The sequence below is a fragment of the Buttiauxella cochleicola genome, assembly GCF_021283185.1.
Classification (GTDB): domain Bacteria; phylum Pseudomonadota; class Gammaproteobacteria; order Enterobacterales; family Enterobacteriaceae; genus Buttiauxella; species Buttiauxella massiliensis.
The window spans coordinates 1-13,714 of record NZ_JAJSOS010000020.1 but is presented as its reverse complement, the minus strand read 5'-3'; the positions used below and the strand labels follow the sequence as shown (position 1 = coordinate 13,714).

General features: G+C 48.9%; 13 protein-coding genes. 5 read left to right on the top strand and 8 right to left on the bottom strand.

Annotated elements, in window-relative coordinates; genetic code table 11:
• Positions 1–183 precede the first annotated feature (183 nt).
• Positions 184–669: a hypothetical protein gene (locus LVQ76_RS21455; RefSeq protein ID WP_232866980.1), complete on the bottom strand. Its 486-nt coding sequence runs from the start codon at positions 667–669 to the stop codon at positions 184–186.
• A 150-nt stretch (positions 670–819) separates the two neighbouring features.
• Entirely contained in the window at positions 820–1,686 is an 867-nt protein-coding gene (gene yieE / locus LVQ76_RS21450; protein WP_232866977.1) for a DNA-binding transcriptional regulator YeiE, read from the bottom strand.
• Between the two features lie 229 nt (positions 1,687–1,915).
• Here yieE and LVQ76_RS21445 point away from each other — a divergent pair, with 229 nt between their 5' ends.
• Together LVQ76_RS21445 and nfo are read left to right on the top strand one after the other, a co-directional pair.
• Entirely contained in the window at positions 1,916–2,965 is a 1,050-nt protein-coding gene (locus tag LVQ76_RS21445) for a YeiH family protein (RefSeq protein ID WP_232904369.1), read from the top strand.
• A 77-nt stretch (positions 2,966–3,042) separates the two neighbouring features.
• Complete coding sequence (gene nfo / locus LVQ76_RS21440) at positions 3,043–3,900, top strand: deoxyribonuclease IV (protein WP_064512821.1); 858 nt, start codon at positions 3,043–3,045, stop codon at positions 3,898–3,900.
• An 81-nt stretch (positions 3,901–3,981) separates the two neighbouring features.
• On the opposite strand, the gene LVQ76_RS21435 is transcribed toward nfo, so the two are convergent.
• A complete protein-coding gene (locus LVQ76_RS21435) occupies positions 3,982–5,232 on the bottom strand; it encodes a NupC/NupG family nucleoside CNT transporter (RefSeq protein WP_232904370.1) in 1,251 nt (416 codons plus the stop codon).
• A gap of 114 nt (positions 5,233–5,346) precedes the next feature.
• Positions 5,347–6,279, bottom strand: a complete 933-nt coding sequence (gene rihB / locus LVQ76_RS21430) for a ribosylpyrimidine nucleosidase (protein ID WP_232866969.1) — start codon at positions 6,277–6,279, stop codon at positions 5,347–5,349.
• A gap of 129 nt (positions 6,280–6,408) precedes the next feature.
• On the opposite strand from rihB, the gene LVQ76_RS21425 reads away from it, so the two are divergent.
• Complete coding sequence (locus LVQ76_RS21425) at positions 6,409–7,107, top strand: transcriptional regulator YeiL (RefSeq protein WP_232922435.1); 699 nt, start codon at positions 6,409–6,411, stop codon at positions 7,105–7,107.
• A gap of 48 nt (positions 7,108–7,155) precedes the next feature.
• Here the strand turns inward: LVQ76_RS21425 and fruA are convergent, their stop codons facing one another.
• Genes fruA through fruB form a run of 3 tightly spaced genes read right to left on the bottom strand, consistent with a single transcriptional unit; the run spans position 7,156 to position 10,932 of the window.
• Positions 7,156–8,847: a PTS fructose transporter subunit IIBC gene (gene fruA, locus LVQ76_RS21420; RefSeq protein WP_232922434.1), complete on the bottom strand. Its 1,692-nt coding sequence runs from the start codon at positions 8,845–8,847 to the stop codon at positions 7,156–7,158.
• Between the two features lie 16 nt (positions 8,848–8,863).
• On the bottom strand, positions 8,864–9,802 hold the full coding sequence (gene fruK, locus LVQ76_RS21415; RefSeq protein ID WP_064554903.1) for a 1-phosphofructokinase: 939 nt from the start codon (positions 9,800–9,802) through the stop codon (positions 8,864–8,866).
• On the bottom strand, positions 9,799–10,932 hold the full coding sequence (gene fruB / locus LVQ76_RS21410; protein ID WP_232866960.1) for a fused PTS fructose transporter subunit IIA/HPr protein: 1,134 nt from the start codon (positions 10,930–10,932) through the stop codon (positions 9,799–9,801). The genes fruK and fruB overlap by 4 nt, the downstream gene beginning before the upstream one ends.
• Positions 10,933–11,303: 371 nt before the next feature.
• Between fruB and setB the strand changes: the two genes are divergently transcribed.
• Positions 11,304–12,485 (top strand): sugar efflux transporter SetB, encoded by a 1,182-nt coding sequence (gene setB / locus LVQ76_RS21405; RefSeq protein WP_232904373.1) that lies wholly within the window; start codon positions 11,304–11,306, stop codon positions 12,483–12,485.
• On the opposite strand, the gene LVQ76_RS21400 is transcribed toward setB, so the two are convergent.
• On the bottom strand, positions 12,482–12,736 hold the full coding sequence (locus LVQ76_RS21400; RefSeq protein ID WP_074391982.1) for a YkgJ family cysteine cluster protein: 255 nt from the start codon (positions 12,734–12,736) through the stop codon (positions 12,482–12,484). The genes setB and LVQ76_RS21400 overlap by 4 nt on opposite strands.
• A 167-nt stretch (positions 12,737–12,903) precedes the next feature.
• Here LVQ76_RS21400 and yeiP point away from each other — a divergent pair, with 167 nt between their 5' ends.
• Positions 12,904–13,476, top strand: coding sequence for an elongation factor P-like protein YeiP (gene yeiP / locus LVQ76_RS21395; RefSeq protein WP_034497033.1), 573 nt, complete (start codon positions 12,904–12,906; stop codon positions 13,474–13,476).
• Positions 13,477–13,714 lie beyond the last annotated feature (238 nt).

Here is a 13,714-nt window from a genome sequence, read left to right as displayed (position 1 = left end):
CAATAGAGAGAGCAACATAAAAGATGATTGGGTTTATTTTTTAACTCACTGTATTTACTTACCATTAAATAATGGTTGAATCATGTTCGTTTAAAAAAGGTATATTGATTTTACCCGCCGCAAATGCATTCCCACCGCAAAAACACAACACTCAATTAACTAATAAGCCATGATTTTCATTTATTAGTGAAATAAGCGATATAAAAAACCACTCGATATCATCGCCAAAAATGTACCAGTCAAAACAATGCATAAAGTTGGACGCACTTGAGGTGCAGCTAACCAGAAGGAATTCAACCCATTTTTAACGCGTGCCGACTGAATTGACTCAACGCATCCCATGACAAAGAACGTGGAGCTAATTAGCGTAAACCATGGGTTCACCTCAACTCCGCACAATGCCAGATACGCGTTAGAGAAGTGAAACTTTGCCAGTAACAATACTGCACAAACCCTGGGGAAAAAGTACCTGCCGATCAACAAGACTGTAGTACCAAAGGACGCGGCGATCATCACCCATTCCAGGGCGATGCCATGAAATGAATAGATTTGTACTATTAGATAGATAACGCCAATTATAATGGTTAAAGCCGCCGCGATATTTGCACAAAGTCGGTAAAAATTCAGATTGTCAGTGTAGCTGGCCAATGCGATGTTTTTCATATCCATTCAAAATAGTCTCTGGCATTTGCTTACAAGGGGATACATATAAAAACTTTATAAATCGGACTGAAGAATACGCAAAACCATAATTTTTGAATTGATTTTAAGCATATCTGCTTCTTTAATTCACTATCGCCGCAATTAATGGGTTACGCCTTACACGTTGCAGTACCGAAGAAACCGCTGTAATGCATTAGAAATATGTTTCTGACGATGGTGAATCCGGTACAAAGTGCGCACCAAACGCGGTAACGGTACTGGCACTTCCACCAAAGATCCTGTTTCCAGTTGTTCCGCAATCACCCTACGCGACAGGCAACTGATGCCAAGACCATGGCGCACCGCATGTTTAATTGCTTCCGAATTTCCCAATTCCATACCGAGATGAAATTGCGGCAAATGAGAAAGCAGCAAGTAGTCGACAATTTCACGTGTGCCAGAACCTTTTTCACGCAGGATCCACGACTGCTGTGCAAGAGTTTCCAGAGTGACCGGCTGCTGCAATAAAGGTGCGTCAGGTGGCGCAAATACGACGAGCTCATCTTCCAACCAGGGCTCGGTCACCAATTCGGTCATATGGCTCGGCCCTTCAATCAGACCAATATCAACCCGGAAGTCGGCAACCGCGTTAATCACATCCTGACTATTGCCAACACTCATCTCCAGCGGGAGATTTGGAAAATCGCGGCGATAATGAGCAATCATTTCCGGCAGAATATAATTGCCTATAGTGCTGCTGGCATAAACGCGAATGGCACCGTTATCCTCTTTAAACAGTTGTTCGACTTCTATTGCCTGCTCGAGCAAACCCACCACGCGCGGATACAGCAAACGGCCATGTTCATTGACAACCAGGCGTTTGCCTACCCTATCGAACAATTGCACGCCTAACTGCCCTTCGAGATCGGACAGCGCTGCACTGACCGCAGACTGAGACAACGCCAGCATTTGCGAAGCCTGAGTAGTAGAGCCGCTTTTGAGGACTTCAGCGAAGACTTCAAGTTGCCGCAATGTGATATGCATAGTGGATACGCCTTAACACTTATTCAGATTGATTATAAATATATAATCAATTTTATTTTTAAGCCACCAGGACTTACTCTTTTGTCAATAAAGCCAAAGTAATTCGAGTTGTAGGAAGCCGGCAAGCGCGATAACCCCGATGAGCTTACGCCGGTAAGTGATTCGGGTGAGCGCGTGCAGCAAACGCATCTACGGCTTGAAGTATGACGGCTACACAAAGGAGAAGGTTATGGCTACGTTATCAATTCCCACTCATCGACATACATTGTGGCATTTCCTGCCAGGACTGCTGCTTGCAGGTGCAATTACTGCACTGGCGCTTTGGTTGGGGAATATTCCCTCCGTGGCAGGTCTCGGACTCGGTGCATTAACGCTTGCGATTCTATGCGGGATGGTGATTGGCAACACGCTTTACCCGAAAATCTGGCAACACTGTGATGGCGGTGTACTGTTTGCCAAGCAACACCTGCTGCGTCTTGGGATCATTTTATATGGTTTTCGACTGACTTTTTCGCAGATTGCGGATGTCGGCGCCAGCGGCGTCATCATTGATGTTCTGACATTAAGCAGCACCTTCGCCCTCGCCTGCTGGCTGGGTCAGAAAGTGTTTGGCCTGGATAAACAAACCAGTTGGTTAATTGGTGCCGGTAGCAGTATTTGCGGTGCTGCGGCGATTCTGGCAACCGAGCCGGTTGTGAAAGCAGAGGCCAGCAAAGTAACCGTAGCGGTCGCAACAGTGGTGATTTTCGGTACGCTTGCGATCTTCATTTACCCAATGATTTATCCATATGTCACACAATGGTTCACACCGGAAGCCTTTGGTATCTACACCGGTTCAACCATGCATGAAGTTGCACAAGTAGTGGCTGCGGGACACGCAATCAGCCCTGAAACTGAAAATGCGGCAGTAATCGCAAAAATGCTGCGCGTAATGATGCTGGCTCCATTCCTGATTTTCCTGGCAGCTCGCGTCAAACAACTGGCTCCGGCAGGCCAGGCGCAGAAAAGCAAAATCACCATTCCATGGTTTGCGGTGCTGTTTATTGTGGTTGCGATGTTTAACTCACTGCACTTACTGCCAGCCTGGGCGGTCAATGCGTTGATAACACTGGATACTTTCTTGCTAGCAATGGCGATGGCGGCTCTGGGTTTAACCACTCACTTTAGCGCGCTGAAAAAAGCCGGTGTACGCCCGCTGCTGATGGCTCTGGTGCTATTTATCTGGCTGATCGTTGGCGGTGGCGCAATTAACCTTGGTATCCATCACCTGATGGCATAAAGAGGTACGGAAAATTCCTGTCTAACCCGCTATCATTGTCCGTTTCCCGATAGCGGGTTTTGACAGGAGTAAGAATGATGAAGTTTATTGGCGCACATGTCAGTGCTGCAGGTGGTCTGGAAAATGCCGCAATTCGCGCGCACGAACTCGAAGCCACTGCTTTTGCCCTGTTCACCAAAAACCAACGCCAGTGGCGTGCAGCTCCGCTCACTGACGAAGTTATCAGCAATTTCAAACGAGCCTGTGAAAAGTATCATTACGGGCCGGGACAAATCCTCCCTCACGACAGCTATCTCATTAACCTTGGCCATCCGGTTGAAGAAGCGCTGGAAAAATCTCGCGAAGCCTTTATTGATGAGATGGAACGCTGCATGCAGTTGGGTTTGACGCTGCTGAACTTCCACCCAGGCAGCCACCTGATGCAAATCCCTGAAGAAGAGTGCCTTGCACGCATTGCTCAGTCGATAAACATCGCGCTGGATAAAACCGAAGGCGTGACTGCGGTGATTGAAAATACAGCGGGCCAGGGCAGCAATCTCGGTTTTCGTTTCGAGCATTTGGCCGCAATTATTGATGGTGTAGAAGACAAATCCCGAGTCGGCGTGTGTATTGATACCTGCCACGCCTTTGCAGCGGGTTATGACCTGCGCACCGAAGAAGACTGCGAAAATACCTTCGCTGAATTCGAGAGAATTGTTGGGTTCGAGTATTTATGTGGCATGCACCTTAACGACGCGAAAAGTGCTTTTGGGAGCCGTGTCGACCGCCATAACAGTCTGGGTGAAGGCAATATTGGCCACACGCCGTTTGCCTGGATCATGCGTGATAACCGTTTCGATGGGATTCCGCTAATTCTGGAGACGACGAACCCGGATATCTGGGCTGAAGAGATAGCCTGGTTGAAAGCTCAACAAACTGAAAAGGCCGTGGCGTAACAATCAACAGCCTCAGCATGCTGTAACGGCACACATCATAAATCCTGAAAGCGCGCCAGCGATCACTGGCGCGCATTGATATCAGGCAAGACCAATAAAGAAACCTGCGATAGTGGCACTCATCAAGTTAGAGAGTGTAGCCGCAGCCAGTGCCCTGATTCCCAGTTGAGCGATTTCTGACGCACGTTGCGGCGCAACGGCTGAAAACGCACCGACCACCACGCCGATAGAACCGAAGTTTGCAAATCCGCACAGCGCGAAGGAAATGATCGCGATGGTTTTCACATCCAATGTGCTCCCGGTTTGCAGATACGGAGAGAAATGGAGGTACGCAACAAATTCGTTAATCGCCAGCTTTTGGCCAATCAGGCTTCCTGCCAGCGTCGCGTCACTCCAGTCCACCCCCATTAACCATGCCAGTGGAGCAAGAAGATAACCAAAGATTCCTTCAAGGGTGGCGTGGCCATACCCAAACCAACCTCCAACACCGCCTATGACGCCATTAATCAGCGCGATAATAGCGACGAATGCCATCACCACAGTCGCCACACCGGCTGCGATTTTCAGTCCCGTCATCGCCCCACTTGCTGCCGCTTCAATAATACTTTTTGACGGTGTTTCGGTGAATGACAGATTCTCAAAGGTAACCTGTGTTTCTTCCGTGGCCGGGCTTAACATTCGCGCAAATAGAATCCCGCCGGGGATAGCCATCAGTGAAGCTGCAAGCAGATAATCAATTGGCACGCCTAATCCGGCGTATCCAATCATCGTTGAGCCTGCAATAGAGGCCATCCCACTACAAATTGCAGTAAACAGTTCATTGCGATTAAGACGATCAATAAAGGGTTTTACTATCGCGGGGATTTCATTCTGCCCAAGAAAAATAGTCGTGACAGCAACGAAGGATTCAATTTTGCTGATGTTCAATGCTTTCTGGAATATACCGCCAAGAATGCGAATCAACACTCCCATCACGCCAACGTAATAAAGCAGGCTTACTAACGCCGTAATAAAAATAATTGCTGGCAGCACCCGAAAGGCAAATACGAATCCAGCACCATCAAATACCTGATCCATTTTTGGCCCCACCAATGAACCAAAAATAAATGCGCTTCCAGCATCACTGTAGGTCATCACTTTATGTACCCCCAGCGCAGCTTGTTCCGCCAGCCATTTTCCCGGTGGGAAATAGAGCATGACGCCACCGATTGCGATTTGTAACACCAGCGCGGCCCCTACAGTACGTAGACTAATGCGCTTTTTATTTACCGACAGCACAAAAGCAATCGCCAGTAATACCGCCATTCCCAGAACACTTCTCATTACATCCATAATGATTTCCACCAAGCCAGGTCTGAACTCGTAACGGGCGACCGCTGACTGCCCATCAAGTTTGAGCAGGCATGCGCAGCTTTCCAGGTTTGCCGCGCATGCGTAGATGTGGGATTAGATATACTTGCGCACACACTCTTCTACTAAATCCCAGAACCAGTCGGTATCGATGCTAATACCCACTTTAACGTTCGCTGGTTTTCCAAGAACACTCAGTTCATCGCAGACTGTGCGGCCATAACACGGACCACGGTTCACATCGACTTCGACATACATATCTTGTGTTTTGATACCCTGAGGATTAATGAGATAGCCGATGCAGGTCGCATCATGCACCGGCCCGCCCGCCAGACCGTAGTTTTCGTATTGCGTTTTGAGAGTAAAGTTCATGATGTCGCTGAACAACTGACCGGCAGGGCCACCTGCTTTTTCCATGCGGGCGATGACATCAGCGGTACAGACGGTTTGGTTAGTCAAATCCAATCCCATCATTACCAGCGGCACGCCAGAGGTGAAGACGACGCGAGCCGCTTCGGGGTCTGCGAAAATATTGAACTCTGCCGATGGCGTAAAGTTACCCGTGCCGTATGCTCCGCCCATCAACACAATCTCACGGATTTTTGGCAAGATTGCAGGCTGCATCCGCATTGCTACTGCAATGTTGGTCAACGGCCCGACAGGAACCAGCGTAATTTCACCGTCGCTTGCCATCAGCGTATCGATAATATATTTAACTGCATGAGTACTTTCCGCTTTACGGGTTAGCGGTGCAAATACCGGGCCGTCCAGACCAGATTCTCCATGAATATTATCCGCTACAATTTGCTTTCTCATAATTGGCTGCGGCATCCCGGCATAAACGGGGACATTAATATTAAGTTGCTGGCAGACATTCAACCCGTTAACTAATGTTTTATCCAGAGTCTGGTTCCCGGCGACAATAGTTATACCAAGTAAATCTATCGTCGGGTATTTCGCAGCCATCATTATAGCAATCGCATCATCATGACCTGGATCGCAATCCAGAATAATCTTTCTCTTTTCCATATCTTATTTCCCCTGTTCACTGTTACGTTATTTTCGTCTTATCAACGATGATTAGGTCAGGTCGATGATTGAATCATAACGACAGAAAACGTATGCTGAATATGAGAAATCTCATACCGGAAAACTATTATGAAAGAAATCCAAAATGACGATCTCAGGCAGCAATTGATTAGCCATTCTGGTTATACAGAGAGCTTCTCAGTTGATGTCACACGTGATACCCGTTTGCTTCATATTGCTGCCGGAGACTACATTGTACGGGAGGGAAATCAGCCAGGATACCTGTTCTATCTGGCTCGCGGACGAGCCAAGCTCTATGCAACATTACCCAATGGGCGGGTATCGTTGATTGATTTTTTTGGCGCACCCTGTTTTATTGGTGAAATTGAATTAGTCGATGTTGATCACGAACCGCGAGCCGTCCAGGCCATTGAAGAGTGCTGGTGCCTGGCGTTGCCGATGAAGCAATATCGGCCACAATTATTAAAGGATGCGACCTTCCTCCGCAAACTTTGTGTAGAACTCAGCCATAAGAATTACCGAAATATTGTCGCCCTTACCCAAAACCAATCTTTTCCACTGGTCAACCGACTGGCGGCATTTATTTTACTGACTCAGCATAGTGATCTGTATAACGAAAAACATACGCAGGCTGCGGAATATATGGGGGTCAGTTATCGTCACTTGTTATTTGTGATTGCGCAATTTACGCGAGATGGTTTGCTGTTAAAACAAAAAATGGGCTATGGCATTAAAGATAAGAAGAGATTAACGGCGCTGGCGCTAGAGATGGACCCAGATAATAACTTTACTAGTTTATTACATTAAATAAGTAAAAAGGGCAGAGAAATCTCTGCCCTAAATATACACATTTACTTATGCAGCTTTTGCGACAACTTCTGCTTCCGGACGTTTCAGGAAGGCATAAGACAGACCCGCCAGCAATGTTCCAGCAATTATCGCAATCAGGTAACCCACAACCGGGGTAATCGCACCTGGGATTAACAGAACAAACAAGCCGCCATGTGGTGCCATCAATTTAGCACCGACTGCCATAGAGATTGCGCCAGTTACCGCGCCGCCAACGATACAGCACGGCAGCACACGCATTGGGTCGCGAGCAGCAAACGGGATAGCCCCTTCGGTGATAAAGCACAGGCCAAGAACCATCGCTGCTTTGCCGCCTTCTTGCTGAGCTTTGTCGAATTTACGACGCGCAATAAATGTTGCCAGACCCATCGCCAATGGTGGCACCATACCTGCTGCCATAATGGCGGCCATCGGTGCGTAAGTTTGGGTGCTGAGTAACCCGACACCAAATGCGTAAGCCGCTTTGTTAACCGGCCCACCCATATCAGTACACATCATACCGCCAAGGATTGCGCCCAACAGTACCGCATTCGCAGTGCCCATAGTTTGCAGCCAGTGAGTCAGACCTTCGAGGATTTTCGAAACCGGCGTACCGATCAGATAAATCATCGCCAGACCCACAATCAGGCTTGAGAACAGTGGAATGATAAGGATTGGTTTTAATGCTTCCATGCTTGGTGGCAGTTTCAGCTTGGTGCTAATCATCTTAGCAACGTAGCCTGCGAGGAAGCCCGCAATAATCCCGCCGATAAAACCAGAACCGGTGCTAACGGCTAACATACCGCCGATAAGACCCGGCGTCAGACCTGGTCGGTCAGCGATAGAAAACGCAATGTAACCCGCCAGAACCGGCACCATCAACGCAAAGGCTGAACCACCGCCGATTTGCATCAGTGCCGCAGCCAATGTACCTGGTTCTTTAAATGCTTCGATACCAAAAGCGAACGACAGCGCGATACATAGACCGCCCGCGACCACCATCGGTAGCATGAAGGAAACACCGGTTAACAGATGGCGATAAGCACCTACCGACTCTTTTTTTCCTTCATTCGCGCTGGCTGCACTCTGCCCTGTCGCTGTAAAAGGCTTAGCCTCAACAACAGCTTTATCAAGCTCTTGTGCCGTTTTCTTCAGTGCCAGACCTGTTGAGGTGCGATACATCGGTTTTCCAGCAAATTTTGCCAGGTCAACTTCGATATCGGCCGCAACAATGACCAAATCGGCCTCAGCTACTTCTTCAGGGGTAATTGCATTACCTGCGCCAACCGAGCCGCGTGTTTCAACCTTTACCCACCAGCCACGTTTTTTCGCTTCGGTTTCAATGGCTTCAGCAGCCATAAAGGTATGCGCGACGCCTGTTGGGCAAGCAGTTACTGCAACAATGCGTTTTGGCCCTTTAGCCAGCTCGACAGGTGCAGCACTCGCTGGAGCGCTATAAGGTTTCGCTTTATCTTTCGCTTCACCTAAAAACAGTTCCGGGTGCTGAACTGCACGGTCGATATCACCCAGATATACCTTTTTGCCATTCAGCGAGCTATCGGCAGGAATAGCGGTTCCCACAACGATTGCCATTTCAGCATCGTTTGGATTGTCGATAATCTGCAAGCGCGCTTTTTGCGCGGCTGAACCCAGCAATGTTTTCGCGAGGTACGCACGAGCTTGCCCAAGACCTGGTTCTATAATCAGCAGCGTTTTCATAGTTCCTCTCCTGCTGTCAGTTAAATGGTTTCAGATCAACACGGGCCATCATAGCCGCCAGTTGAGTACGATCTGTAATTCCGACATTGCTCTGACTTACAGCCAGCGCAGCCACTGCCGTCGCTAAACGCAGGGTATGTTCGCTGGATTCACGCATTAACAGGCCGTAGATAAGCCCGCCGACCATGGAATCCCCCGCACCAACGGTACTGACGACTTCGCATACTGGCGGTTTCGCTATCCATTCACCCGATGCGTTAACCCAAAGTGCACCTTCGGCACCCAGAGAAATCACCACATGCGCAATTCCTTGCTCACGTAGCGCATGGGCTGCTTCAATCACATCTTTCATTTCTGGCAATTTGCGACCAGCCCAGATCTCCAGCTCGCGGCGGTTTGGTTTAACCAACCACGGTGCGGCTTTCAGACCTGCGACTAATGCTTCGCGGCTGCTGTCGAAAATGATGCATGGGCACTGGCTACGTAGACGCTTCATCCAGTCAGTGAAAGCATCAGGTGAAACGCCCGCAGGCAAGCTGCCACTAACACACACCATGTCAAACTGACCAAGCCAGCTCAGGGAATCAGCAACAAAACGCTCCCAATCTGCAGGCGTTACATCAAAGCCTGAGAAATTAAAGTCGGTAACTTCGCCATCTTTCTCAGTCAGTTTTACGTTGATGCGGGTTCGGCCTTGCACCACCTGAAAACGGTTGGCAATACCCAACTCGCTGAACAGTTGCTGAAAACCATCCTGGTTATCTTTTCCCAGGAATCCACCTACCGTGACATCGATGCCAAGGTCTTTAAGAACTTTAGCAACGTTAATCCCTTTACCGGCGGCATGCAGACCCGTAGTGCGCACGAGGTTAACTTCACCACGTTCAACTTCAGGGGTGTAACCGACCAGGTCGTAAGCCGGGTTTAACGTAATTGTTGCGACACGACGACTCATGCTGCCCCCTCACCAAGACCGGCAGCAACCGCTTCACCAATGGCTTTCAGCGCAAGTTCAGCATCCTCACCTACGGCCGTAAAGCGCAGGTGGTGGCCTTTTTTCACGCCCAGAGCGACGACTTTCATCAGGCTGCGACCATTGGCTGGCTTCCCGGTTCCATCAAGGTTTGTCACGGTAATCTCGCTATTAAATTGTTTAATGGTATTCACCAGCACCGTACCAGGACGGGCGTGTAGACCATGTTCATTGCGAATCTGGAAATCTGCACTCAGGCTATTTTGTTCAGCTGGGACATCAGTGGTCAGCAGCGTCAGCAACCCAGGTGCATCTGCGTTCAGCAAACGGTCAGCATTGTTGTTTATCAACATATCGCTCAGGCGATTGAGAACTTGTAAGGGTTGGTCGTCGGCCACTGCAACCGTCATCAACAGCGATACCGGTTGGCCGTCTGCTTCAAAAACTGATGCTGGGCGGCTGATTGCCACAGCACTCGCGAGGTTGCCTTCGGTGCTGTCGTTAAGCCAGATACCCTGCCCAAGATAGAGTGGTTTGCTGGAAACTACATGGCTTACAAAAGCAGAGTTGGCAGCACCCGCCTGTTTAATGCGCCCGGCATTTAATGCCTGAAGCGTCATCAGGTCGGTGGCGGTAACATCTAGCGCTAATAATGAGTTATCAAACAGCAAAGATGCCGATTGTTTTTCGCCCATCAGCAATGCGCGAAGCTCTTCTGCTGATGTCGCGGTTTTGAGTTGTTCAGCAACTTCGTCATCACTGAGCACATGTGTCAGCTGACGTAGTAAACCAAGGTGTTCGTCAGAACGAGCTGCAATGCCAATTACAACGTAAGCTTTCTGGCCCTCGCCCCATTCTATTCCTTGTGGAAATTGGAACACCTTAACGCCGGTTTTCAGTACCAAATCGCGGGTATCAGTAGTGCCATGTGGGATAGCAATACCGTTACCTAAGTAAGTGGAGGTTTGCAGCTCGCGAGCCAGCATGCCTTCTACATAGCCAATACTGACATTCCCTGCCTGCGCGAGCGCAGTGGCAACCAGACGTATGGCTTCTTCTTTATTTCCGGCACTAACGCCCGGATGAATATCCTGCACAGATAACTGGAACATGGTTCTCCTCTCCTGCTGAATTGAAACGATTCAGCTGCAATGAGAAAAAATGCGCCATCCCACTCCTGAAACTAAATAAGACGACGCTGAAACGTTTCAAGTAGTGTGGAGATCCTCCGCGATTCAGGCAAGATATGTTGTATTTTCGTTACCAGAATTTAGAGGTTACGCACATTTCCACTCCCATCTAAGCCGAAAAAGTGAGCAGTATCACGGTACGTTCAGCACACAATTTATAAGCATCAGCTTTTGCTGAACATAGCCAGGAACAGCGTTTTATCTTTTCGTGTCGCTTTTGATTTGAACAACTGTTTATTTCCAGGCAAGGCGCGTAAACTCCGCGCGTTCATTGACCAGCCGACACTGAGAGCATGCAAAACTCCCCCATAGCAGCAACACGCAAGCCCCTTGACTTAACTTCTTCAGCCTTTTTGATTGTAGCTTTTTTAACCGGAATTGCGGGGGCATTACAAACCCCAACTCTGAGCCTGTTTTTGACGGAAGAAGTCCATGTTCGTCCTGCGATGGTGGGTTTCTTTTTCACCGGTAGCGCCATCATCGGTATTTTGGTCAGCCAGTTTCTTGCGGGGCGTTCTGATAGGAAAGGCGATCGCAAATCGCTTATTTTTGTTTGCTGCTTGTTGGGTGCATTAGCCTGCGTGCTATTTGCCTGGAACCGTAACTATTTTGTGTTGCTGTTTGTCGGTGTTTTCCTCAGCAGCTTTGGCTCCACTGCCAACCCGCAGATGTTTGCCCTTGCGCGCGAACACGCTGACCGTACGGGCCGTGAAGCGGTGATGTTTAGCTCTATTTTGCGTGCGCAGGTCTCCCTTGCATGGGTTATTGGCCCGCCTATCGCCTACGCGCTGGCTTTAGGTTTTGGTTTTACCACCATGTATCTGAGCGCGGCCTTCGCATTTGTGGTTTGCAGCGTGATGGTACGGATGCTCCTGCCATCAATGCGTAAAGAGGTGGTAACTAAATCCACCACGCTTGAAGCTCCGCGCCGTAACCGTCGTGATGCCCTACTGCTATTCGTCGCCTGCACCATGATGTGGGGCTGTAACAGTCTCTACATTATTAATATGCCCCTTTACATCATTAATGAATTACATCTGCCGGAGAAGCTGGCAGGAGTGATGATGGGGACAGCAGCCGGGCTTGAGATCCCAACCATGCTTATCGCAGGCTATTACGCCAAACGTTTTGGTAAGCGTTTTCTAATGCGTATTGCGGGAGTCGCAGGTCTGCTGTTCTATATCGGTATGTTGACGTTACATAACGAATTCATGCTGCTGGGCCTACAACTGCTGAACGCTATTTTCATCGGCATTCTGGCGGGTATTGGGATGTTGTATTTTCAGGATTTAATGCCTGGACAGGCAGGAGCGGCTACCACGCTATATACCAATACGACGCGTGTCGGTTGGATTATTGCAGGCTCGATGGCCGGTGTAGTTGCAGAAATCTGGAACTACCACACGGTGTTTTATATCGCGCTGGGCATGATAGCCATCACCGCTTATTGCATGGTGAAAATTAAAGATATCTAGGGCGCAGTCGCAGCTTCCAGATAGATCAGGTAATCCATGGCCTGCTTGCGCGTGGTACCGCACATTTCCCGCGACGGTTGCAAGTTTGCGCAAACCTTTGGTCTTAGTGGTGAAAGAAAGATTTTACAGCGCATATCTGCGCCAAGCTGAACACATGGAGTATCAGCGGGCTTGCCATCTGGCATGCCAGGAATAGGACTTGATACAGAAGGCGCGGTACAACACGCGCCGCAATCGGGACGACAGTCCATCAACAATACTCCAGTGGGCTGACAAGGATCAGGACTCTAGCAGTAGCAGTGCGGCTTTACTACGTAGATTTATGCACTATCTGCAATGAAATCCGCTTGCCTGAAAGACGCCTCCCGAGTAATTTGACGCAATATTTTCGCTCCTCAATTTTTTACAGGAAACACCGATGCCAAGAGCTAATGAAATCAAAAAGGGTATGGTACTTAACTACAACGGCAAGCTGCTGATTGTTAAAGATATCGATATCCAGGCACCTAGCGCCCGTGGCGCAGCAACGCTTTATAAAATGCGTTTTTCTGATGTCCGTACTGGCCAGAAAGTTGAAGAGCGCTTCAAAGGTGATGATATTGTCGACACCATCACTCTGACCCGCCGTTACGTTGACTTCTCTTATATTGATGGCAACGAATACGTGTTCATGGATAAAGAAGATTACACCCCGTATATCTTCACCAAAGACCAAATTGAAGAAGAGCTGCAATTCATTCCAGAAGGTGGAATGCCGGACATGCAGGTTCTGACCTGGGATGGCCAATTGCTGGCGCTTGAACTGCCACAAACCGTGGATCTGGAAATTGTTGAAACCGCACCTGGCATTAAAGGCGCGTCAGCAAGCTCCCGTACTAAGCCTGCAACAATGTCGACTGGCCTGGTCATTCAGGTTCCTGAATATATGGTGACTGGTGAGAAGATCCGCATCCATATCGCAGAAAAGCGTTCTATGGGTCGTGCAGACTAATTTGTAGTCATGTCGGATGGCGCAGGCTTATCCGACCTACGAAAAGCAGTTGTATGGCGGATAAGCGATAGCGTCATCCACCAAAAAACTGCATAAAAAAACGCGCCAGAAGGCTAATGCCGGTCACTTAAGGTGACCGGCATTGTTTTTTAAGGGATATTTCGACCTTTTTTCTCTCACTTCCCTTGCATATTCACGCTCACGCCTCGAGGGGAGTTTTAGCATCGCTGCGTTGCTG

Coding starts and splice junctions, on each gene's coding strand:
- LVQ76_RS21455 (WP_232866980.1), bottom strand. CDS start 669: ATGGATATGAAAAACATCGCATTGGCCAGCTACACTGACAATCTGAAT.
- yieE (WP_232866977.1), bottom strand. CDS start 1,686: ATGCATATCACATTGCGGCAACTTGAAGTCTTCGCTGAAGTCCTCAAA.
- LVQ76_RS21445 (WP_232904369.1), top strand. CDS start 1,916: ATGGCTACGTTATCAATTCCCACTCATCGACATACATTGTGGCATTTC.
- nfo (WP_064512821.1), top strand. CDS start 3,043: ATGAAGTTTATTGGCGCACATGTCAGTGCTGCAGGTGGTCTGGAAAAT.
- LVQ76_RS21435 (WP_232904370.1), bottom strand. CDS start 5,232: ATGGATGTAATGAGAAGTGTTCTGGGAATGGCGGTATTACTGGCGATT.
- rihB (WP_232866969.1), bottom strand. CDS start 6,279: ATGGAAAAGAGAAAGATTATTCTGGATTGCGATCCAGGTCATGATGAT.
- LVQ76_RS21425 (WP_232922435.1), top strand. CDS start 6,409: ATGAAAGAAATCCAAAATGACGATCTCAGGCAGCAATTGATTAGCCAT.
- fruA (WP_232922434.1), bottom strand. CDS start 8,847: ATGAAAACGCTGCTGATTATAGAACCAGGTCTTGGGCAAGCTCGTGCG.
- fruK (WP_064554903.1), bottom strand. CDS start 9,802: ATGAGTCGTCGTGTCGCAACAATTACGTTAAACCCGGCTTACGACCTG.
- fruB (WP_232866960.1), bottom strand. CDS start 10,932: ATGTTCCAGTTATCTGTGCAGGATATTCATCCGGGCGTTAGTGCCGGA.
- setB (WP_232904373.1), top strand. CDS start 11,304: ATGCAAAACTCCCCCATAGCAGCAACACGCAAGCCCCTTGACTTAACT.
- LVQ76_RS21400 (WP_074391982.1), bottom strand. CDS start 12,736: ATGGACTGTCGTCCCGATTGCGGCGCGTGTTGTACCGCGCCTTCTGTA.
- yeiP (WP_034497033.1), top strand. CDS start 12,904: ATGCCAAGAGCTAATGAAATCAAAAAGGGTATGGTACTTAACTACAAC.